General features: G+C 62.6%; 17 protein-coding genes. 9 read left to right on the plus strand and 8 right to left on the minus strand.

Going from position 1 to position 22,180, the window contains the following annotated elements; genetic code table 11:
* Positions 1–12: 12 nt before the first annotated feature.
* The 5 genes from pgsA to ACQY7R_RS04760 all read left to right on the plus strand — a co-directional run bounded on the left by pgsA (position 13) and on the right by ACQY7R_RS04760 (position 4,957).
* The gene (pgsA, locus tag ACQY7R_RS04740) at positions 13–648 is read left to right on the plus strand and encodes a CDP-diacylglycerol--glycerol-3-phosphate 3-phosphatidyltransferase (RefSeq protein ID WP_428304444.1); all 636 of its coding nucleotides are present in this window, start codon (positions 13–15) and stop codon (positions 646–648) included.
* An 85-nt stretch (positions 649–733) separates the two neighbouring features.
* The gene (locus ACQY7R_RS04745) at positions 734–1,867 is read left to right on the plus strand and encodes a lysostaphin resistance A-like protein (protein WP_428304445.1); all 1,134 of its coding nucleotides are present in this window, start codon (positions 734–736) and stop codon (positions 1,865–1,867) included.
* A 196-nt stretch (positions 1,868–2,063) separates the two neighbouring features.
* Positions 2,064–3,200 carry a (E)-4-hydroxy-3-methylbut-2-enyl-diphosphate synthase gene (gene ispG, locus ACQY7R_RS04750; protein ID WP_428304982.1) on the plus strand — a complete coding sequence of 379 codons (1,137 nt, stop codon included), beginning with the start codon at positions 2,064–2,066 and terminating at the stop codon, positions 3,198–3,200.
* Positions 3,201–3,421: 221 nt separating this feature from the next.
* The gene (locus ACQY7R_RS04755) at positions 3,422–4,258 is read left to right on the plus strand and encodes a hypothetical protein (RefSeq protein ID WP_428304446.1); all 837 of its coding nucleotides are present in this window, start codon (positions 3,422–3,424) and stop codon (positions 4,256–4,258) included.
* 114 nt (positions 4,259–4,372) lie between these two features.
* Positions 4,373–4,957, plus strand: a complete 585-nt coding sequence (locus tag ACQY7R_RS04760) for a phospholipid scramblase-related protein (protein WP_428304447.1) — start codon at positions 4,373–4,375, stop codon at positions 4,955–4,957.
* A 21-nt stretch (positions 4,958–4,978) separates the two neighbouring features.
* Here ACQY7R_RS04760 and ACQY7R_RS04765 read toward each other — a convergent pair whose 3' ends face one another.
* The 4 genes from ACQY7R_RS04765 to ACQY7R_RS04780 form a co-directional block, all read right to left on the minus strand.
* Positions 4,979–6,034, minus strand: a complete 1,056-nt coding sequence (locus tag ACQY7R_RS04765; RefSeq protein WP_428304448.1) for a type II secretion system F family protein — start codon at positions 6,032–6,034, stop codon at positions 4,979–4,981.
* A gap of 109 nt (positions 6,035–6,143) precedes the next feature.
* On the minus strand, positions 6,144–6,581 hold the full coding sequence (locus ACQY7R_RS04770; RefSeq protein WP_428304449.1) for a nucleoside deaminase: 438 nt from the start codon (positions 6,579–6,581) through the stop codon (positions 6,144–6,146).
* A gap of 232 nt (positions 6,582–6,813) precedes the next feature.
* Positions 6,814–8,457: an adenine deaminase gene (ade, locus tag ACQY7R_RS04775; RefSeq protein ID WP_428304450.1), complete on the minus strand. Its 1,644-nt coding sequence runs from the start codon at positions 8,455–8,457 to the stop codon at positions 6,814–6,816.
* Between the two features lie 113 nt (positions 8,458–8,570).
* Positions 8,571–9,974 (minus strand): hypothetical protein, encoded by a 1,404-nt coding sequence (locus ACQY7R_RS04780; RefSeq protein WP_428304451.1) that lies wholly within the window; start codon positions 9,972–9,974, stop codon positions 8,571–8,573.
* 267 nt (positions 9,975–10,241) lie between these two features.
* Between ACQY7R_RS04780 and ACQY7R_RS04785 the strand changes: the two genes are divergently transcribed.
* Both ACQY7R_RS04785 and ACQY7R_RS04790 read left to right on the plus strand, forming a co-directional pair.
* Positions 10,242–11,522 carry a TIGR00300 family protein gene (locus ACQY7R_RS04785; RefSeq protein WP_428304452.1) on the plus strand — a complete coding sequence of 427 codons (1,281 nt, stop codon included), beginning with the start codon at positions 10,242–10,244 and terminating at the stop codon, positions 11,520–11,522.
* A 116-nt stretch (positions 11,523–11,638) separates the two neighbouring features.
* Positions 11,639–12,475, plus strand: a complete 837-nt coding sequence (locus ACQY7R_RS04790; protein ID WP_428304453.1) for a dimethylarginine dimethylaminohydrolase family protein — start codon at positions 11,639–11,641, stop codon at positions 12,473–12,475.
* Here ACQY7R_RS04790 and ACQY7R_RS04795 read toward each other — a convergent pair.
* On the minus strand, positions 12,461–16,762 hold the full coding sequence (locus tag ACQY7R_RS04795; RefSeq protein ID WP_428304454.1) for a tetratricopeptide repeat protein: 4,302 nt from the start codon (positions 16,760–16,762) through the stop codon (positions 12,461–12,463). The two genes, ACQY7R_RS04790 and ACQY7R_RS04795, sit on opposite strands and share 15 nt — an antisense overlap.
* A gap of 301 nt (positions 16,763–17,063) precedes the next feature.
* Here ACQY7R_RS04795 and ACQY7R_RS04800 point away from each other — a divergent pair, with 301 nt between their 5' ends.
* Both ACQY7R_RS04800 and ACQY7R_RS04805 read left to right on the plus strand, forming a co-directional pair.
* Positions 17,064–18,062: an aldo/keto reductase gene (locus ACQY7R_RS04800; RefSeq protein WP_428304455.1), complete on the plus strand. Its 999-nt coding sequence runs from the start codon at positions 17,064–17,066 to the stop codon at positions 18,060–18,062.
* A gap of 207 nt (positions 18,063–18,269) precedes the next feature.
* The gene (locus tag ACQY7R_RS04805) at positions 18,270–19,238 is read left to right on the plus strand and encodes a hypothetical protein (protein WP_428304456.1); all 969 of its coding nucleotides are present in this window, start codon (positions 18,270–18,272) and stop codon (positions 19,236–19,238) included.
* A 14-nt stretch (positions 19,239–19,252) separates the two neighbouring features.
* Here ACQY7R_RS04805 and ACQY7R_RS04810 read toward each other — a convergent pair whose 3' ends face one another.
* From ACQY7R_RS04810 to ACQY7R_RS04820, 3 genes are all read right to left on the minus strand, one after another.
* A complete protein-coding gene (locus ACQY7R_RS04810; protein WP_428304457.1) occupies positions 19,253–19,741 on the minus strand; it encodes a thioredoxin fold domain-containing protein in 489 nt (162 codons plus the stop codon).
* 279 nt (positions 19,742–20,020) lie between these two features.
* Positions 20,021–20,569 carry a PH domain-containing protein gene (locus ACQY7R_RS04815; RefSeq protein ID WP_428304458.1) on the minus strand — a complete coding sequence of 183 codons (549 nt, stop codon included), beginning with the start codon at positions 20,567–20,569 and terminating at the stop codon, positions 20,021–20,023.
* A 260-nt stretch (positions 20,570–20,829) separates the two neighbouring features.
* A complete protein-coding gene (locus ACQY7R_RS04820) occupies positions 20,830–21,666 on the minus strand; it encodes an all3515 family Zur-repressed PEP-CTERM protein (RefSeq protein WP_428304459.1) in 837 nt (278 codons plus the stop codon).
* Between the last annotated feature and the right edge of the window lie 514 nt (positions 21,667–22,180).

Genomic DNA, 22,180 nt, shown 5'->3' on the forward strand with positions numbered 1-22,180 from the left:
CGAGCCGCCGTCATGTCGGACACCGCCCTTCCCGCCGCGAAGGCTCGCGTGCTGAACGTCCCCAACATGGTGACGATCTCGCGCCTGATTCTTGCGGTGGTGCTGTTCGGGTTGATGAGCTTCAGCCAGTACACGGCGGCGTTGGTGACGTTCATCGTCGCCGCGAGCACCGACTGGGTCGACGGCTATTGGGCCCGCAAGTATGGCCAAGTGACGCAGCTCGGCCGGATCCTCGATCCGTTCGCCGACAAGATGATCATCTGCGGCACGTTCATCTACCTCGCCGCCGCGCCGCAGCTCGTCGACGGCTCGCCCGCGTCGAGCGTCACCGCGTGGATGGCGACGGTGATCCTCGCCCGCGAACTCGCCGTTACCGCCCTCCGCAGCTTCATCGAAACCAACGGCGGCGACTTCTCTGCGAAGTGGGCCGGCAAGTGGAAGATGGTGTTCCAGTGCATCGCCGCCGGCTTCAGCATCGGCCAGTTGCAGTGGTTCGACGCCGCCTCCCGCAGCTTCGCCGCCGACCTGCCCGGCTGGGTGCCGTCGACGCTGCACATCACGCTGTGGATCGCGTTGATCCTGACAATCTACTCCGGCTTGGAGTACATTTGGGTCTCGGTGAAAGTCCTCAAGCGGATGGATGGCTGAGCGTTCATCAAAGCCACCGGCTCCGCCGGTGGACGCGGTTCGAGTTGGCGGCGATCTATGTGAGATTTGTCCACCGGCAGAGCCGGTGGCTTTTAACCTACTGGCGATCGACAACGTTCCTGGTGACTTCATGGGCTACGCCGTAATCGCAGCGGTCGCGCTCAGTCTGGGAACGCTCTTCCAACTGTTCCAACGCCACATCGCCGGCGAGCCGCTGATCCCCGCCGAGCTCCGCCGCATCGTGCCGTGGAACGCCGTGGCGCCGCTGGTGCTGCTCGCCCCGCTGCTGATTGCGCTCGCCACGAGCGCGCTATCCGGCGGCAGCGAGTCGCTCCCCGGCGAACCTGAAACCACGCTCACCGCCGGCGCCACCGCGGCCGCGCTCACGAGCTCCGGGCTCCCCGCCGGCAGCGAGTCGCTTGCCGCCGCCATCGCCGGATCCGCGATTAGCAACGCCTTCTACGGCATCGACTCGAGCACGATGATCGCCGCCATGTGGGGCCAGGCGGCAATGACGCTCACCCTGGCGGCTGCGTGCTTCGCACTGCTCGTCCTCGCGTTCCGCGCGAACCGCACCGACCTCGGCCTGCCCGCCGACGCCGCGCAGTTCTTCGCCGACGTGCAGCTCGGCGCCCGCATGTGGGCCGCCTCGCTCGTACCGATCTACGCGATCATGGTGGCGCTCAACTTCGCGTTAGAGCCGACCGACCAACATCCGATCATCGAGCGGCTGATGAAGGATCACTCGATCGGCGTGATGCTCGCCGCTGCCTTCACGGCGGTCGTGGCGGCGCCCCTCTACGAAGAGCTGGCGTTTCGGCTCGTGCTGCAAGGCTGGCTCGAACGCGCCGATATGCTGCTCGGATCGCCTGAAGCGGTCGAACCGCCAGCCGTCATCGTGGCAGTGGCAGCGGATGAGGCAGCGGCGTCCACAGTTGCAGCGGCTGCGGCGACGCCCCCGACGCTCTCTCTTCCGGAGCGAGTCCTGCCATACGTCCCGCTGCCGACGCAGTGGCTGCCGATCGCCGTGAGTGCGACCCTCTTCGGTCTGGCTCATTGGGGCCACGGCGTCTCCCCCGTCCCGCTCATCCTGCTGGGGGCAATCCTCGGCTACGCCTACCAGCGGACCCACCGCATCGTCCCCTGCATTACCTGCCACGTCTTGTTCAACGGGTTTACGTTCGTCCTGCTCGCCCTAGAGTTTGGCGCAAGAAACTAGCCCCGGGCTCCGCCCGGGGGTCGGTTTGCACTCCGATGCGTCTCGGCGTGGTGCGCGACCCCCGGGCAGAGCCCGGGGCTAGAGCGCCGCACCAACTACGCGGGTGGCCGATTCTTCCGCCTCGACCGCTCGATTCGCATGCCGTAAAATCAACGTAAACTGCTCCAAGTTCGCGATCCTCGGCAAACGCTTCACCGTGCAAATCACTCGCAATCCAACTCGTTCGGTCCGCATCGGCACGACCGCGATCGGCGCCGATCACCCCGTCGCGGTGCAAAGCATGACCGCGACGCACACGCAAAACATCGACGCGACGGTCGAGCAGGTGAACGCCCTGCACGCCGCCGGCGCCGACGTCGTGCGCGTGGCCGTCGACAGCACGAAGGACGCCACCGCCCTCGCCGAGATTCGCAAACAGACCAAAGCGAACCTCTCCGTCGACCTACAAGAGAACTACCGCCTCGCCGAACTCGTGGCGCCTCACGTCGACAAGATTCGCTACAACCCCGGCCACCTCTATCACCACGAACGCGAGAAGCCGTGGCAGGAAAAGGTCCGCTATCTGGCGCAGATCGCCGTCGACAACGACTGTGCGATGCGCGTTGGCGTCAACTGCGGCAGCGTCGACCCGGCGGTGAAAGATCGCTACGCCCACGACGACTCGATCTCGCCGATGCTCGACAGCGCGTTTGAGCATTGCCAGGTTCTCGATGAACTCGGCTTCTCGCGTTACTGCGTCTCGCTGAAAGACTCCGATCCGCAAAAGGTAATCGAGGTCAACCGTCGCTTTGCCGAACGGCGGCCCGACGTGCCGCTCCATCTCGGCGTCACCGAAGCGGGCCTCCCTCCAGACGGCATCATCAAAACGCGGATCGCCTTCGAACAACTGCTGAGCCGCGGCATCGGCGATACGATTCGCGTCTCGCTGACTGTCTCGAACCCTCGCAAGCCCGAAGAGATCGAAGCAGGCCGCAAGATCTTGGCCGACATCGCCGCCGGTCGCGTCCGCTCGGTGGTCGACTTTGGCCTAAGCACGCTGAACATCATCAGCTGCCCCAGCTGCTCTCGGGTCGAGAATGAGGCGTTTATCGACCTAGCCGAGCAGGTGAAAGAGATGACCCGCTACGCTAGCGAGCATGCCATCACGATCGCCGTGATGGGCTGTCGCGTGAACGGCCCCGGCGAAACCGACGACGCCGACCTCGGCCTCTGGTGCGGCCCAACGGTGGTGAACCTCAAGCGCCGCAGCGAATCGCTTGGCCAGTTCCCCTACGACGCCATCTTGCCCCGGTTGAAGGCAGAACTCGACGCATTAATCTCCGCCGGCCGGTAGCCGCGGGTCAACGACCCGCCGGAGCGAGTACAGAAAGATTCTCAGCGAAGAGTGTTGGGCGGATTTACTTCGTTAGTCTCTCCATCACCGCTCCGGCGGGTCGTTGACCCGCGGCTACTGGGCGTGAATTGCCATTCGGCGAAGGGCCGCTGGCCGCTAGAATCCCGCGTCCGAATGTCGGCGCCAGCAGCGCCGTTTTCCGCGGCTTTGCGAGCCTTTGCATGCGTCGAACGCCCCCTATCCCTGCATGGCTCGCGATCGCGACGCTTGCGCTGGGGGCGTGTCGATCATTCAGCAGCAACCGGACGATCGATCTCCGCCCCGGCGCCGGGCAAAAAGACGCCGCGGCTTACCTTGCTCACCCGGTCACCGTCGGCCAACTGGTATTCCACGCCGACTTCATTCTGCCGAGCGAAAACCGCCTCATCGACGAATTGGTCGCCGAGCGGCAGCTCATCAGCGATCGGCTCCGCACCCCCACCAGCGACCGGCAAATTCACGTCCACCTGTTCGCCGACGAAGCGGACTTTAAACGCCACGTCTCGCGCCGTTTTCCAGGGTTCCCCGAACGGCGGGCGATCTTCGTCGAGACCGACCGCGAACTTGCCGTCTACGCCAGCTGGGGCGAAGCGATCGCCGAAGATCTGCGGCATGAAGTCGCGCACGGCTACCTCCATGCGAGCAAGCCAAACATCCCGTTGTGGCTCGACGAAGGCCTGGCCGAATACTTCGAAGTCGGCCGCGGCCTCGACGGCGTTAACCGGATGCACCTCGACTACCTCCGCGGCCAGTTGGCCGTCGGCGGCTGGCGGCCGAACTTACCGCGGCTTGAACAGCTAACCGACGCGGGGGCCCTTACCCAACTCGACTACGCCGAGTCGTGGCTGTGGGTCCACTTCCTGCTGCACTCCGAGGCAGGACGCGAAACGCTCCTCACCGGCTACCTCGCCTCGTTGCAGCCGGGCGTCCCAGCTGGCTCGCTCGGCGATTGGGTCAAGGCGAGCGTCAAAGACCCGCACGAAGCCGTCGTTGCCCATTTGCGATCGCTATCCAAATAGTCGATCTCCGCGGCGATCCTTTAGGTTAAGATTGTCACGCTGCCTTCGTCCAACCGGCGTTAGCCGGACGACGGAGTCTTCCGCCTGCGCCACATTCTCGTCGAAGGACCCTCCATGGCTTGGGATACTGCAGATCAACTGATCGTCAAAGAACACCTCGGCTTATTCAAAGCGGCCAGCAACTACGACATCTACGACCTCGATTCGGGCGAGATGGTGCTTGAGTGCCGCGAGCCGCACCTCAGCTGGCTGACGCAGGCGATGCGCTTCACCGACTATCGCCGCATGACGCCGTTCGATATCCACGTCACCGACATGCAAGGTGACCTCGTCGTGAAGGTCGTTCGCGGCTTTTCATTATTCCTCTCGAAAGTGAAGGTCTACGACGGCCAAGGAAGCCTGCTGGGCGGCTTCGAGCAGAAGCTCTTTTCCATTGGCGGCGCCTTCAATGTGCACGACGAAAATGGCCAGACCGTCTGTGAGCTCAAGGGCAAGTGGACGGGCTGGGAGTTTAAGTTCACCGCGAACGGCGTCGAGTTGGCCCGCGTTAGCAAGAAGTGGGCCGGCATCCATAAGGAGATGTTCACGACGGCCGACAGCTACGCGCTCGACGTAGCGAACAACATCCCGCCCGAATCGGCGATCCGCAAGCTCATTCTCGCGGCGGTGCTGTGCATCGATATGGTGCTGAAGGAGTAAGCGTTCGGGAGCCACATCGCCCTACTTCATGAAGTCCGGACTCGCCGCTTGGTTGATCATTCCAATGTACATGCCAGCGGCGCGGAAGATGAGGATGACAATCAGCACGATCACCACCGCCCACACGACGTAGCCGATCGTCTGGCCGATAATGCTGATCGCCGTGTTCGAACGGCGTTGATACTCTTTCGAGAGCCGCTCCATCGTTTCCGACATCATGCCGGTCTGCTCGCCGATGGCGATCGACTCTAGCAAGTCACTCGGGAAAGCGTTCGTCTCAGCGAGTGCTGAGTGGAGCGACATCCCGTTTTGGATGTTACTCGCCACTTGCGGCCCCAGTCCGCGGTAGTAGTCGTTCCCAGACGCATCGAGCGCGAGCGGCAGCGCTTTGCGCAGATCCATCGAGGTGTCGAGAATCAGTTGCAACGCCCAGGTGAATCGTGCGAGCGCGAGCGTTCGGAGCGCCTCGCCGAGCGCGGGAACGCTCAGCAACCATCGCTGTAGCTGGCGAGTCCAGAAAACACCACGCCGGCCGGCTTCAATCGCCAAAAACACGGCAGCTATCGTGACTGCAATACCCCCGGCGTACAGCACGAGACCCGACGAGCCTGAGATCCCCAGCCCGAACAAGTCGAGCGGCTCGCCGTCCAGGTTCTGAAGCCCCAACGCTCCGGAAATCCAGATCACGATCCCAACGACCGCCAACGCGATGAAGAGCTGAATCATCGGCCACGCGAGCGCCGTTTGCAGCGACCGCTTCGCTGTTTGAGCATGCTCGTAATGTTCAGCCAGCCTCTTGTAAGCGTGATCGAGCCGACCGCTCGTATCACCGATGGCGACGATCTGCTTGAACATCCGCGGCAGGTAACCGTCGCTCAGGGCGAGGGCGTCGCTGATTGATACGCCGCGGGACAGTTGGTCAGCCACCTCTTGCAGGGCCACCTGTTCGCGTCCGCGGCTGCGGGCGGCTTCATCGCGCCAGATCTTGCGATCTTCGATCCCCGCGCTGGTGGCGAACGCCAATCGCCGGCAAAGCGTGGCTAGCGGTTTGAGGCGGATGCGGGGAGAGAGGAGCATTACTGGCACTGATGGTGGAAGCGTTAACAGGGTTGGGGACGTTTTGCCACTAGAGAGCTGACTTTGCGTGGCAAGACGCCAGTGGCAAAACGTCCCCGACCCCTTCAAACTAAACGCCGATGTCTTCGTTCCAAAGTTCCGGCCTGGCGGCGATGAAGTCGCGCATTAATTGTACGCACGTCGAGTCGTCGACAATCTCCAGCGTCACGCCCCGCGACCGCACGTACTCTTCGGGCCCCTGAAAGGTCCGGTTCTCGCCGATCACCACGCGCGGGATGCCGTACAGCAGCGCCGTGCCGCTGCACATGTCGCACGGCGACAGCGTCGAGTATAACACGGCGCGTTGGTAGTCCCGCGCGGGAAGCCGGCCAGCGTTTTCCAGGCAGTCCATCTCGGCGTGGAGGATCGCGCTTCCCTTTTGCACGCGGCGATTGTGGCCGCGGCCGACGATCTCGCCGTCGATCACCAGCACCGAACCGATCGGGATGCCTCCCTCGGCGAGCCCTTGCTTCGCTTCGTCGATCGCGGCTTGCAGAAACGGGTCCATCGGCATTCTCTTGGCTTGGACTTACTTCAATGAGGATTAACCACGACGGCACTATGACGCAAAGGAAAGCACGAAGGACTTCGCTAACTGCAGCACCGTGAACTGACGCTAGCGTTCATCAGCGGTTAGGCAGTCCCATCCGTAAGAGCTGATGCGCAGGCAACAACTCTTTGTGCAACTTCTTCGTGGCTTCGCTTCGTGCCTTAGAGCCTTTGTGGTTAATCTTACGCCACTAAGCCAACAGCGGCGTGAATTCGAATTTGCCGCCGTCGAATAGGCCCTTGTCGCTGAGTTTTAGGGCGGGAATCACCAGCAGCGCCATAAACGACAGCGTCATGTAGGGCGCCCGGAGCGTCGAGCCCCAGCGTTTTACCGCGGCGTCGAGTTCCTGGTAGGCGTGCCCCACCTCGGCGCACGTGCCGGTCGCCATCAGCCCCGCCACCGGCAGCGGCAGCACCCAATGATCGCCCTGCACGTGGTTTACCGCCGCCAGTCCGCCCCCCGCATCCATTACGGCGTTGACCGCCGCGGCGATGTCGTCGTCGCTCACGCCGACGGCGATTACATTGTGCGAATCATGGGCCACGCTAGACGCCATGGCGCCACTTTGCAGCCCGAAGTTCTTGATGAACGCAATCGCCGGCGCCGCCTTCGTGTATCGATTGACGACGACCAGTTTGAGCAAGTCTCGCGTCGGATCGCTGACGACGACGCCCTCCACGGCCAACGGCTCAAACTCCAAGCGGTTGGTGATTAGCTGGCCATCGAGTGCCTCAATCACTTGCAGCTTTGTTCCCGCGTGCGCCTTCACGACGAATTGCTCGGGCTGCACATGCGTCGCCGTGAAGTGATTGACGGCTTTTGGTTCGACACGCGGAATCAGCGTTTTGCCATTCTCCGCGACGAGTTTGCCGTCGATCCAGGTCCGCTTCACGTTGAACTCGGTGAGCGAATCGACCTCGATAAAGTCGGCCGGATCGCCAACGCGAAGTTGGCCGACGTTCAGCCCGTAATGCGTTACGGGGTTCACGCACGCTGCCTGCAGCGCATCGAAGACGTCGATGCCGCGTTCCACGGCGCGGCGGACCAATGCGTTGATGTGACTGACGAGCAACTCGTCAGGGTGCTTGTCGTCGCTGCAGAGCATCGCCATCGCCGGGTGCTCGCCGATGAGCGTGTAAAGGGCGTCGAAGTTCCGCGCCGCCGAGCCTTCGCGGATCGAAATCTTGCAGCCCGCGGCGATCTTGTCGAGCGCTTCCTCTTTTGTAAAACACTCGTGGTCGGTCGTGATTCCGGCAGAGATGTACTTGGCCGCATCGGCGCCTCGGAGGCCCGGGGCGTGGCCGTCGACCGGCTTGTTGCGAGCGTGGGCGGCCCGGACCTTCGCTAGGCAGTCGGGATCGCCGAACAAAATGCCCGGGAAGTTCATCATCTCGCTGAGGTAGACGATCCGCGGATCGTCGAGCAACTGCTCGACTTCGGCGACTGTGATCGTCGCGCCGGCCGTTTCGAACGTCGTCGCCGGGACGCACGAGGGGGCGCCAAAGTAGAACTTGAACGGGACGTGCGAGGCGTTCTCCAGCATGTAGTGGACGCCGGCCACGCCGAGCACGTTGCCGATTTCGTGCGGATCGCTCACCGTGGCGACGGTGCCGTGGACGACGGCCGCGCGGGCAAACTCACTCGGCACGAGCATCGAACTCTCGACATGGACGTGGGCGTCAACGAACCCCGGCAAGAGGAACGTCGCGGCTGGCTGCTTCGTCGGCGTGATCGCGGCGATTCGTCCGTCGACGACGCTCACTTCCGCTGCGGCGATCTTCCGACCGGCAATGTCGACGACCTGTCCAACGATGGTGTGGGAACCCGCGTTCATGCGGCGACCTCTTCCATGTATTAGTTGAATTGAACGCCTGAAACGCGCGAACGCCGTCGTTGAGACGATCCCAACGACGGCGCCGCCGCTTGTTTTACTGCAATAACTTCGACTTACGAACTACTGCGTCCGCGACCGCGGCCACGTCCGCGACCTCGTCCGCCACGTTCGCGACCGCCGCCGGGACCGCCGGGCCGTGACGGCGAATCCTTCCGCGACTGCAGGTTCAGATCGACCATCACGCCGATCGCCTCCGACCAAGTCGGGATGTTCTTGTGCGACATTTGCGGCATGTCATCGTCGTCATCATCTTCGTCGTCATCGTCACGCGAACGGGTGACGGGAGCGAAGTCGTCATCGTCGTGCTCCGCCTCTTCGTCATGCTCCTCCTCGCCATCGCTCTCCTCGTCACGGCGCGAAGCAGGACGAGGCTTGCGAGCGGCAGCGGGACGTTCTTCGGAGCCTTCACTCGAACCGCCGCGACGGCGACGGCGGCGACGGCGACGCGGGCGATCACCCTCGGCAGCCTCGGCTGGCGCCTCGTCTTCATCTTGCTCGGCAGGCTCAACGCCGTCGGTCAGTTCTTCATCTGAATCCGACTCGGAATCCTCGGCATCGTGTTCCTGGCGCGGTTCGTCGCTGCGGCCTTCGCGGGTGCGGCCACGACCGCCGCGACGACGACGGCGACGGCGACGTGGGCGATCCCCGTCTTCGCTAGCCGCGCCTTCGGTCTCTTCGGCAGCCACTTCGCTCTCATCGGCGACTTCATCTTCGTCGTCGTCGCCGGCGCCTTCCAGCGGATCGAGTTCGTCCTCGACGGAACGCGATACGGGGGCTTCGTCGTCATCGCCTTCCTCTCGCCAGCGCGGACCGCGGCGACCCTCTTCGCGAACCCGGGGAGTGCGCGGCGGGCGGGGCGGGCGCGGAGCCGGCGGAGCGAACGTCCCCTCGAACAAAGCGTCAAACGCGTTGCGGGCCGCTTCGCCGGAGAGTGAATCGTCGCCAAGCCGCGAGGCGAACTCATCAGCTAAATCCGAATCGTCGTCGCTAAACTCTACCGAGACGATCTCTTCTTCGATGATCTCCACGAAGCTCGATTCCAGCGGCTCGATGCCCGCGAAGCTCGATTCGAGTTCGCCCGGCGTCGGCTCGTGCCGAGGCTCTTCGACTTCGGCCCGTGGAGCCCGCTTCGATTCGCGCTTTGGCTTTGGCTCAGCCTTAGCTTTCGGTTCAGCCTTCGGCTGCGGCTTGGGCTCTGCCTTCGCCGGTGGTTCGGCCTTCGCTTTGGGCTGCGGCTTGGCAACGGGCTCTGGTTCCGGCGGAACTTCGATGCCCAATTGCGAGGCCAGGCCCCCCCAATCGCTCGGCTTCGCCTTCGGCGGAGCGGCGACGATCGTCGGCGGGATGACGGTCGTTTCGATCGCGGGGCGTTTCCGCTCCAACGCGTCGGGGGCCGGGGCGGCGCCGATCTCCTTGATGAGGTCGTCCCAGGAAGAGGAATTCTGGTTTTGGTCCATCTGCTACGTCGATGAAAATGGTGACAGCCCGCACGTGGGGGCCGGAGGCGCGCGATGGGCCTCTGGGAAAGGCGTGGCAACGTCTGCCGAGCCTCTGCAAACAATATAAAGTGTTGTCAGCAAGGCGAATAGGACTCGCCGTAATCTGCGTCGAACGGCCCCGCCGGCCAACTTTGCCCAACCGGCATTCTGGCGGGCCGCCAGCCTCGTCGACGCCTAGAATACCTACAGAAGTCCCCCTTGTCGGTTCGAATGGAGGTTTCCGCCGTGTCGAATCCAGGTCTGGTCTCGTCGTCCCAGAAATCCACGTTCACCGCCGTGGAAGACGTCGAAGTGCGGGGCCATATCATCGACAGCCTCATTTTGCCCAAAGTCCTCGACGGCATCACCGCCGCTGGGGGCGAGTTCACGATCAAAGACGTCGCCATCGGGCACGACCGGAGCGATCCGAGCTTTGCCCGCATCGAGGTCCGCGCCGCAAGTGAAGAAGCCCTGCAGGCGATCATCGCTCAGATTGCCGACCATGGTGCCGTTGCGGTCCACGGCGGCGACGCACGGCTGGTCGAGGCCGACATGGACGGGGCCTTTCCCGAAGGCTTCTACAGCACGACTAATCAGAGGAGCGAGATTCGGCTCGGCGGGCACTGGATCGAAGTCGGCGACCAGGAAATGGACTGCGGCGTGGTCGTCGATGATCGCTCGATCACCTGCCGCTGCTTGCCGATGACCGAGGTGAAGCGCGGGATGAAGGTCGTCGTCGGGCACGTCGGCACGCGGGTCTTTCCGCTCGAGCGGCAAGAGCAAGGCCATGCGTTCGGCTTTATGAACAGCGCCGTCTCGACCGAGAAGCCCAAAGGCGTGGTCATCCGCGAGATCGCGCGGCAGCTGTTTGAAAATCGCCGCGATGGGAAGAAGTCGCTGTTGGTCGGCGGACCGGCAATCGTCCACACCGGCAGTGGGCCGCTAGTGTGCGAACTGCTGCGCGACGGCTATCTCCACAAACTGTTCGCTGGCAACGCGCTGGCCACGCACGACATCGAGCAATCGCTCTTCGGCACGAGTCTCGGCGTCAATCTGAACGAAGGGACGAGCGTCGACGCGGGCCACGAGCATCATTTGCGGTCGATCAACCGCATCCGCCGCGCCGGTTCGATTGCCGCCGCCGTCGAAGCGGGCACGCTCCGCAGCGGCATCATGTACGAATGCATCAAGAACGACGTGCAGTTCCACCTGTCGGGAAGCATCCGCGACGATGGACCGCTGCCCGACGTGGTGACCGACGCCCTCGAATGCCAGCGGATCATGCGGGCGATGGTGAAGGACGTTTCTTTCTGCTTAATGGTGGCCACGACGCTCCACTCCGTTGCCGTCGGCAACTTGCTGCCGGCGGTGGTGAAGGTCGTCTGCGTTGATATCAACCCGTCGACCGTCATCAAGCTGAACGACCGCGGGAGCTTTCAAACAGTGGGCCTCGTCACCGACGTCGAGCCATTCCTGCGGGCGCTCGTTGCAGAAGTGCGGAAGTTGGAGGAAGCAGCGACGGCCTAGCGGTTCGTCGCACCTCCCCATGAAAGCCCCCGGCTCTGCCGGTGGACGAACTACCAAGCGAGCTTCCACCGCTCCGTCCACCGGCGGAGCCGGTGGCTTTTATTCTCGAGCCTGCCATGTCATCGCCTCGTATCTTGATGTGTCCGCCGACTCATTACGGCATTCACTACGAGATCAATCCGTGGATGAACACTGAGCGGCAGGCCGACCATCCGCTCGCTCAGGAGCAGTGGCGAGCCTTGCGCGGCCACTTGGTCGCGGCGGGCGCGACGATTGAGGAACTCGCCCCCGTCGACGGCCTGCCCGATCTAGTCTTCACCGCCAACGCGGCGATGGTTTTCGGTCGGAAGGCGGTCATTTCGCACTTTAAGCATCTGCAGCGGCAAGGCGAGGAAGAGCATTTTCGCCGGTGGCTCGCTGCGGATGGGTTCGAAGTGCTCGAAACGCCAAACCGGTTCAGCTTCGAGGGCGCCGGCGACGCCCTGTTTTGCGGCGATACGCTCTTCGCCGGGTATCGCCAGCGGAGCGACGCGCTCGGGCATCAGCAGATTGCCGAACTGCTCGGAGTCCGCGTGTTGCCGCTGGAACTCATCGACTCGTACTACTACCACCTCGATACCTGCTTTTGCCCACTCACGGCAGACTCAGCGATTTACTACCCTGGGGCATTCGACGACTATGGCCAGCGCGTTCTCGCCGCCAACGTGCCGACGCTCATCGCCGTGGAGGCGGAGGAAGCCCGTAGTTTCGCCTGCAATGCGGTCGTCGTCGGGAAGACCGTCGTGACGAACATCGGCTGCCCGCACCTCCACGAACAATTGCGAAACGCCGGCTTCATGCCGGTCGAAACTCCGCTGGGCGAGTTCGTCAAAGCAGGCGGCAGCGCTAAGTGCCTCACGCTGCGGCTCGACGGCGAAGACGCGGCCGCTTGGGCGAGTTCAACGCACGGTTGAGTCACCCGGCGCCTGCGCCGTCGAGGAAATCTCGCGAATCGCAATTGGTCGCCTGAGGCGGTCGAGAAACTGCTTCGCCTCAGCAGAGCAGGAAGCAAACGCTGACGCCGGATGACTCCCCGAACGGCGATCGACGTGGAGCAGCGTCGTGCCGTCCGCAGGATTTGCTTCCACTCGCCAAGTGACGAAACTATTTGATGGCGGCGATTCGACGGACTCTAAACCACGATCGAGCGTAAAACCTGACGGCAGCACGTAGCGAGTCGAGCCGACGATCGCCGCTCCCGTCGTGCGGAATGGAGTCAGCCGTTCATTCATCGCGTAGGCCGTCGTCACCCAAGTTTCCCATGGGCTTACGAGCCGGCCGGAAAGCGGCGATCCGCCGTCGCCCACGCGGTGAAATACGTTGTCCATCCGGTACTCAAGCTGGAGAATCAGCGGCGCCGCAGGATCTTCCAGATTAACCACTTCCAACCGAGTCACCTCGACATCGCCGTGATCGGAGATCAGTCGCGAGATCGCTTCCTTGCGATCGCGCGGCTGCATCCCGATCAAGATCGAGCGGAGGGTTCCGGCGGGCGTCGAACTGAACTGCACCTGTTCCCTGACTACGGCGTCCGCCGTCTCACGTTCCGGCTCGTCGCAAACGATCGTCACTTCGCGCCCGCAACGAATCTCTGAGGCGAGCGTCGTCCTAGGCGCGATCGGCACGAGACGCGACGCGCCCGACTCAATCAGCAACGCCAGACGCCCGTTGAATTCATCAGCGGTGACCTGACGGGGGTCGGAATACTTAGCCGTGCAATCGACGAATGTTCGGCCAACGTCGCTGCCATCGGGGCCGGGAATCGAAACGATCATGTGGTCAAATTGCGAAGCCGAGGGGAGCCGCCCGTCGACGTCGCCGCTGGAATTAACAATTGCAACCTGCGCTGGGATGCCGGCCGCGTCGAGGAGCTGCTTCAGCAACACCGAATGGTCTTTGCAGTCGCCGTAGCCGTTTTCCAGCGACTTAGCAGCTGTGTTCGGCATGAGACCGCGGACGCCGAACTCCAGCCCTTGATAGTTCAGCTGCTTCTGCACGAAGCGTGTAAGCACTGCGATCTTCTCGTCCCGTCCGGCGATTCCCTGCGTTAATTCCGTGGCTTTGGCCGCAGCAATGGCGTCTGGCTTTAGACGGTCGGCGATCTGCTCAGCGTATTCGTCTCCCAGCACGTTCCACTCCTGCCCTGCGTCAGTGAGGTGGATCACCGGCAAGAACTCGGCGACGGGAGGCTGAGACGACTCGTCAACGTAGACCGGCGGGTCGCTCATCCCCCAGAACAGTCCGCCGTCGGCGCTCTGACGCGGCTCGGGGCCGCTTGAGGTGTAGGCCAACTTGTCCACGTCGCCGACGACGAATGCCGCCGCGGCTTGCACCGGGATCGACGACGTGAGCATGACGTTCTCGTAGCCAAATTCCTCGACTCCGAAACTCTCGCGTGTATAAGTGAACTCCAACGTGCTGCCTGGCTGCAACTGAGGGATCGGAATCGTCAGCGTGTTGTCGCCAGTGGCAAGTTCGCTCTGCGAGTCGGCGGCAACGTAGTAGTCGCCGGCGTTTCCCTCAGCGGCGAGCTTGCCGGCCGCGTCGTAGACGGCCAGCCGATTGACGAAAACGCGTTCGCCGAGGGGATTAAACGTCACGGTCAGCGTTGAGAAGCGATCGACGCCCTCTTGGCCGACGATCTTGATCTGCCGGTACGTCGTCGAGCGCCACCGCTCGCCACGGCGATATTCGTAGCCGACGACGCGGAACTTTTCATACGCGCCGAACGTCCCGGCGGCGGCATCGTTGGCTGGGATTTGCGTGAGCCGTCCCGCGATCTCAGCCGGTAGCGGCACCGGGTCGATCGGGGTCTTAACGAGCGAGTTGTTCCCCTGCCCAAGCATGCTGGACGCCACCGCGATCCACTCCTTCGCATCCTCGCTGCGCGGGTTGAGGGCCTGCGCAGCCTCGAAAGATTCTTTCGCTTCCTGATAGAGCTTCAAGCCAATTTGACAGCGGCCCCGCAGGAGGTGAATGCTTTCTGTAGGCTTACCCGTGTCGAGAAGCTCTTGCGTCAGCTGCAGCGCTTCATCGAACCGCTTCGCTTCATGATAGGCTACTGCCAGACCAATCACTGCCGAGACGTCGCGCGGTCGCGACTTGCGAATCTCCTCTAAGATCGCGATGGATTCGTCATGCTTCCCCAGCTTTGAAAGCAAGGCGGCTTTAATTTGCGTGGCCTGCGGACTCGGCCCGCCCGCTAGATAACCGTCGACGGCGGCAAGCGCCGCCTCGTACTCTTCGTTCCCCATCTGCACGCCGACGAGAACCAGCAACGTCTCTTCGCTCCGATGTCCTTCGGCAAGAAGTTGCTGCAGCGTTTCGCAACAGCGTTGCTCATCGCCCGTTTCGAGCAACATTTCGGCGTACTTCTCTCGCAGGCGTGTTTTGTCCTCGTACTGGTCGATCCGTTTTTCCAGCTCAGCGACGGCCTGCTCTGGCTTACCGCTCTCGGCGAGAATGTGCGCATAGTTGATCAAAGCCGTGGGATATTTCGGCTGGAGTTTGATCGCTTCCTCGAAGCATGCCAACGCAGCGGTTAAGTCTTGCCGGTCGAACGCTTTCATCCCCAGCCGATTCACCGCCATGCCGCGCCAAAATCGCTGTTGCTCTTCGCCGTCGTCGTTGTTCGCCTGGCCAGCTTCGTCCAGTTGCAAGGTTCCCAGAGCCTGATCAATCTCCGCCAGTAGCTCAGTTTCGTCGGCGGCCGCCCAGCCGACGGCCATCACGGCGCGTCGGCCTTGCCGGAGAATGCGAAAGCGGTTCTCGATCGTTACGCCGGCCGTCGACGATCTGACGTAGCGAAAACGCACTTCCTCCACTGAATTCTTGGCGGGAGTCGAGGTGAAGTCGGTGCAACGATCCACGTCAAAGCCTTCGATCAACACGCTGGCGAGCGCCGACGACGCATCTTCGACGGTCGCGCCGTCATAGGGCAGGACTAGCGGTACAACGGCGAACGCCGCTCGGCCCTTGAGCGTCGCCGCAACTTCGGCGGCGGGGAGCAGATCGTCATCTGCCGAGGCCTTCAACCACGGCGCTCCGCTCAAATCAACACGATAGCCGTAATGCGACGATGCGTAGTTTGTTAACGGCGTCTTGCCTTCGGAGTAGACGACTGCATCGCGATCCAAAACGCGAAAGCCGGCCAGCATCGCGTCGTGTCGCGAGTCCAGCTGTTCCGCGTACTTCTCTCTTCCGGTGGTAATCAGTTGGTAGAGAAAACCGCCGCGAGCGCCAAGCCACATCGCGCGACGATGTTCGACGACGCCCTTCGTGTACGTGGCTGTGACGCTGACGCCTTCGATCCCGCCGACCGTTTGAGAAACGGCGTTCTCGAATTCGACTTCTTCAAAGCTCGCGTATAGATTCGCCTTCACCACTTCTAGCAATGCATCGACGGTGACGTCGACGTCGACGCCAATTTGCTCGGCAATGACGAAGAAAATGACTTGCGGCGCCTTGCTGGTGTAGGCCACGTTCGCATCAGCGCTCACGCTCGCGGCGTGCAGTTTGATCCAGCCCTCGTCAGGCGGCGTGAATTCGAAATTGAGATCGTCGAAATGCTGCGTCCCGTCGGAACGGGGTCGAGGCGCGACGGCCTCGTGGGCCGCCGGCTGCACCGCAGAGTCAATTTTCACGCCTGATTGTTCTGAGCGCTCGCCTGTATCTGGTGATTGTGCGGCAAAGTCGCCGGCATTCGAATCGGATTCACGTTCCGCATATCGGCTCGCGTTCCGTTCCATGGCCGCACGAGCGCCTTCAATGAAACCTCGTGCAAATCCAATCGTCACCAGGCAAGCAGGGACCAACGCGATGCCGAAGGCGAACCACGCCTGAACGCGGCCTTGGTTGAACAAGTCTGAGCGGCGACGGTAGTCGATTAGGCCGATGATCGCCATCACAAGCGTGCTGACGAGGCCGGCCGAACACAGCAGAAACGACGCCACGCCCATCCAGGGGGGTAGCTCCAGCAGGTTTCTCAACGCGGCCGAAATCAACGATAGAGTGAAGGTCAGCAGGAGCGTCGTCAGTGCCCCAACGCACAGTTTGTGGGTCTGCGGCCGTGCCAAAAGAGCGCTGCACTTCAACGCTGCGACGGCAAACAGAATGATGAACGCGAAGTAGCCGAGCGCCATCGAGGCGCGTCCCGACTCTGCGTCGGCTTCCACACTGAGCAGGATGAGCTGCAAACTCATAAGTTGAGTCGCCAGGATGATATAGGGAACGGCGTCGGCGGAGCGATGGCGCCGCATGCATCTAAAAAATCGACGGGAGTGTAGCGAATGCTCACGCAGGTACGTCAAGACCAATCCCCTAGACGCCGAGTCGGCAAAACAGGGCGATTCGTCGCTTCTTGGCGGCAATTTCGTCGCATTGCCTACAGCACGAGCGACAAGGCCCGCGGAGTGGGCCCCATTTGCCAATGGGGAGTCGATGAAGATATCTTGGACCGTTGCCAGCACTTCAAATGACAGCGATCAACCAAGCGAGTTTACGATGCCCGTTCCCCCATTCGACACTGCCTCTGATCGCCGACGTTTGGGACGGACCGACATCGAGGTTTCGTCGGTCTCTCTAGGCTGCTGGCCGATCGCTGGGGTCACGTCCCTCGACGTCAACGATGCAGACAGCATTGCGACGATTCGCGCCAGCCTGGCCGCAGGCGTCAACTTTATCGACACCGCCTACTGCTACGGGGCCCACGGCGAGAGCGAGAATCTCATTCGCCAGGCCCTCGAGGGCCTGCGACGCGACGAAGTCGTCATCGCCACCAAAGGGGGCATCCACTACGACGCCGCGGGCAAGCAAGCCAAAGATGCCTCGCCCTCCACGATCGCGCGGGAATGCGAAGAAAGTCTGCAGCGACTAGGCGTCGAGCATGTGGAACTTTACTACCTCCACTCCCCCGATCCGAACGTGCCGCTCGTGGAATCGGCCGCAGCCATTCAACGTCTAGTAGACGCCGGCAAAACTCGCACGGCCGGTGCGTCGAATTGCACGCTTGAGCAACTGCAGGAGTTCCACGCGGTCTGCCCACTAAGTGCCGTGCAACTCCCGTACAACATGCTGCAGCGCGACATCGAGCAGGCGACCATCCCGTGGTGCTTGGCTGAAGGGATTTCAGTAACCGCCTATTGGCCGCTGATGAAAGGCCTGCTCGCCGGTAAGATCGGCACGGAAACAAAGCTCGCCGACGATGACAACCGCAAGAGCTACCCGATGTACCAAGGGAACGAGTTTGAACGCAACCAAGCGTTCGTCGAGTCGCTCCGCGATATCGCCGCGAACGTCGGTCGTACGGTGGCGGAAGTCGTCATCAACTGGACGATCAGCCAGCCAGGCATTACTTCGGCTCTGTGCGGGGCGAAGCGGGCGTGGCAGATCGAAGAAACTGCCTCGGTGATGGGTTGGCGGCTGCCACCTGACGCGCTGGCGGCCATCGAGACCGCCATTGCAGCCCGCGGTACTGCCGCGGTGAAGCGAATCTTCCAGTAGGCATGCTGACAGAACGAATCCCGGTAGCGAGTCTTCAGTCAGGTTGTAACGGCTGGACGAATTGCTCTCCTTTGCGACCCGACGGCGGATTTCCGTTATTCCCGGCGTCGTCGTCTTCTCCCGCAGGAGCGACCTACGCTTTCAGGACGACGCGACGCCTCCGTGGGGAGCGGCGATTCGTCGCTCCTCGCACGCGGGAATCTCCGGATGGCCAACAACTTCAAGCTGCTCGAGAATTGGACCCCCGAACAAGCCGCCCGCATGGAGCGGAACATCTTCGTCGCGCAGCATCGGCTCAACCAGCTTGATCTGTTCGGCGACGACCAGTTGATAGACCTGCTCGACCGCCACCCGCGTCGCGACCTCGGCATCAACACGATGGGGACGAACCCGACCCGCCGCAGTGATTGGCAGGAAGGTCGCGCCGGCAACCTCAACGCCGCTGAACTCCTGGAAGCCGCTCGCAAGGGCCGCATTTGGCTCAATGTTCGCCGCGTGATGGACCACCACCCCGAATACGCCGAACTCGTTCTCGCGCTCTACGACAACCTCGAAGAGGCCTGCCCCGGGCTCGAAACGTTTAATCACTCCGCGAACCTGCTGATCTCCGCGCCTGAGGCGATGGTGTATTACCATCTCGACTGCCCGGCGAACATGCTCTGGCATCTCCGCGGGAAGAAGCGCGTCTGGGCCTACCCGCTCGAATCGAGCATCGTCAGCGACGAAACGATCGAAGGCGTCCTGTGCGGCGAGAAGAGCGAAGAGCTCGACTTCCGGAGCGAATGGGACGAGTTGGCCGTCGTCCACGATCTCGAACCGGGCGAAATGATCACCTGGCCGCAGCATACGCCCCATCGCGTCGTGAACACCGAGGGGCTGAACGTCTCGCTCTCGACCGAGCACATGACGCCGCGGGCCGCGCGCCGAAACAACGTCTTCCTGGCCAACCGCCACTTCCGCAACTTGCTGGGCGGCACTTGGCGGCGGACTGAGCTGGAAGGTTGGCGCCCAGCTCTGAAGGAGTTCGCGCTGCGAGTTTGCCGTCGCGTGCCAGGCCTCAAGCCGCCCGCTCCGCAGGGGTACAAGTACCCGATTACGTTTGAGGTCGATCTCGAAGCGCCGAACTGCGTGCGGCAACTAGATGAATCGCACCGCCGCGAAGTGACGCTGGTCTAGACAGGCTGAACGCGTTATTTCCGCGTCGAGCGCTCGTGCGCCGCGAACGACGTTTGCATACGCTGCTTCAGCGCCGCCGCGTCGACGTAGCCCTCGACGACGTCGAGAACTTCGTTGTTCGGCGCGACGATGATCGTCGACGGGAAGTAGCGAATCTTCAGCTTCGCAGCGAGTTCGGGCTGCTCGGCCCGGTCAACGTAAACCGTCTCAAACGACTCGACGGCGAGTTGCTTGACGCTTGCGGCGCCGTAGGTCTCTTTGATCATCCGCACGCAGTGAGGGCAGTTCGGCGCCGTCGCGTACAACAAGATTGGCCGGTTCGACTCCTGGGCGGCCGTCCAAGCGGCAGGATAACTCGTGAAACGGAAGATGCCATGCCGCAGTAGCGGCTTCGCCGATGTGGTAAGAGCTGCGGCGTGGGGAGCTTCTTCGGCTCGCAACGTAGGCGTCGCCGACAGGTATATGGCCAACGCTGCAAACAGGCACACCGACGCGTTGCGCATGGAGTTCTCCGAAGGTTGACTCCCCCTCCGCACCGAGAATGCGGAACAGAAAGTTCTTCGGACGATCGCGACAGCGGCGCCGGCGCCAAACTTTGCCGGCGGGCTCATTCGGCACGATGCGCGCGGCTCGCGACTTCGGCAGCGATTTCGCGTTCGCTACAATCGGAAGCGTGGCGCGGTAACGCGACGGCATCCCTAGCCCCGGGCTTCGCCCGGGGGTTGCAGCACCTAAGGCGATGCCTAATGGAATAGAGACTCACCCTCGGGCGGAGCCCGGGACTAAACCGCCACGCCCATCGCGCGGGCTTTTTGCACGCCGACGTATATCTGATGCGCCTTGAGGCAGGTTTGCCGGAAAGGCTCAGGATGCGGGACGCCGCTCAGGCGGAGCGTTTCGATCTGGCCGTTGCGGAAGATGAGATCGCCCGCGGGATACCACCCCTGCCCCGGCACAACTTCGAGCGTTACCGAGTCGAAGCGATCGAGCGACACGGCCTGCTGTTCGCCCCCGCCGAAAGGGAGCTCGACAATCACCCGCTTGTTCGTCAACCGATAACGGCGGCAGGCGCCGTTCGGGATTCCCGCAATCACAAACGGAATCCGCGGGATCAGCATGTGAAAGTAGGCGGGCAAGATGAACGGGATTGAGACGAGGGCCATCAACCGGCCGAGCGTCAGCGGAATTCCCAAGAAGGAGAAGCCGATTTCGCTTTCGAACCGCCGTCCCCACCAGCGACCGTACGCCGTCGAAGCAATCGACGGCCACACCGACATGATCGTGACTTCGCGCTCGGTGGCGGGAGCAACCCCTGCAATGGCTGTGGTCATCGGCCTGCCCGGTAAGTGTCGTCGCGGGAGAAGAGAGTCGGCGGATCGATCTCGCCGACGCCGATAGAGTAACAAACTTCGCCGAAACGGGCTAGAGTCGCCCGCTTCGCCCCGCAACGTTCGATAAAAGCCACCGGCTCCGCCGGTGGACGAATTGCCCGCAATCTCTAACCTACTCCGTCCACCGGCAGAGCCGGTCGACTTTAAAGAAATCGCGTCGGCCCGTCGCGAGCAGCGGGCCGACGCGTCGATGTTACGTGCTACTTACTGCGACGGAACCGATAGGTCGCCACGACGAACCCCAGGCCGGCAATTAGCGCCATGCCGACGCTGGCCGGTTCGGGAACGACAGTGAAGTCGACGTTGAACGTGCCGGACGAGCCAAACCCGTTCGCCTGATCGACGAGTCTCAGCGCCGCGGAGTAGTTTCCTGCCGCCGCGTTGCCGTCGGTCCAGAAGAATGGTTCGAACGGCCAGCTTCCTTCGCCGCCAATCGCCAACCGGTCGCCCGGCTGCTTCAATCCGGCAGCGCCCAGGTTGAGCCCCGGCGAGATCGAAACAATCTCCATCGCCAGATTGAGCCCAGCCAGCGGAGTGTTCGTGTACCCAGCGTTGCTGTTGTACATGTACCCCTCAGGACTCGTCGGATTCGCCATCGCCGCCACTTGGAGGTCGTGGATCGAGACGAGCGTCAGGTCGCTATAGTGCTCGCCATTCTCTCCGCTTACCAACTTGCCGGCGTAAGCCCCGGCGCCCGCCTTGAGCGTTAACGGCGCTTGCGCCGTGTAGGTCTCAGGGAGCCGGTTGTTCGCGTTGGTATCAGTCACCGTCGGCGCGTCTGCCGAGCCCGTCAACGAGTAGATGCCGAGGCCGTGGAAGTGATTCGACGATGGCGTCGCATCGTTCCAGTGCCCGTACAATAAGGTGAGCCGCCCGCTGTTCGGATTGGCCTGCCCCGCGTATGTTCCCGACGTGAGCGTCGGCCGCCCGTCGACGGTGACGTAGTAGTTGTGCTGCGCCGCGTGCGCCGCGACAGCCGACAAAGAGATCATCGCTAGCGCTGCAGCGCTGGCGGCGATTCGAGACAAAAACTTCATTATTCAGTACCTCGTAAATGATGAATTCAAAAAGATGGCGTCTTCAGTGAACGCGCGACCGCGGTCGCCAAGCCAGTAAGGTCGGCGCAGCGTGCGCGTAGGGCTGCCGTTCTTCTTGCCAATCGGCGCGTTGCGACATTTGCCGCTAAAGGAAGAACTGCAGCTGGAGCGAGCGGCGAGAGACCGCTCAGACACTACGAGGAGGGCCGCGCGGGCGGTGCGCCCGGCAAGGCGCGGAGTGAGGCAGACGAGGTTCAACCGAGATCACGGCGGCGTGAAGGAGCGCTGCCGTGCAAGTTGCGTGGGGAGTAGCTGGCGGTGCGTGGTAGCGATCAAGCAGTGTGCAGATCGGGCACTCGCCATGGCCTTTCGCCGTATTTGCAGCGAAGCCTGAGGTTTCACGGCTCTCCGCGCTGACTCCCTCCTGCGCGCCAGGCAGTGGGGGTTCATGCCGACATTGTACTGCATGCCAATAGCAATGGGCGTAGCCGCCGAATTGGTGGACGAGCGCGTG

This window comes from Lacipirellula sp., from assembly GCF_965279485.1.
Taxonomy (GTDB): domain Bacteria; phylum Planctomycetota; class Planctomycetia; order Pirellulales; family Lacipirellulaceae; genus Lacipirellula.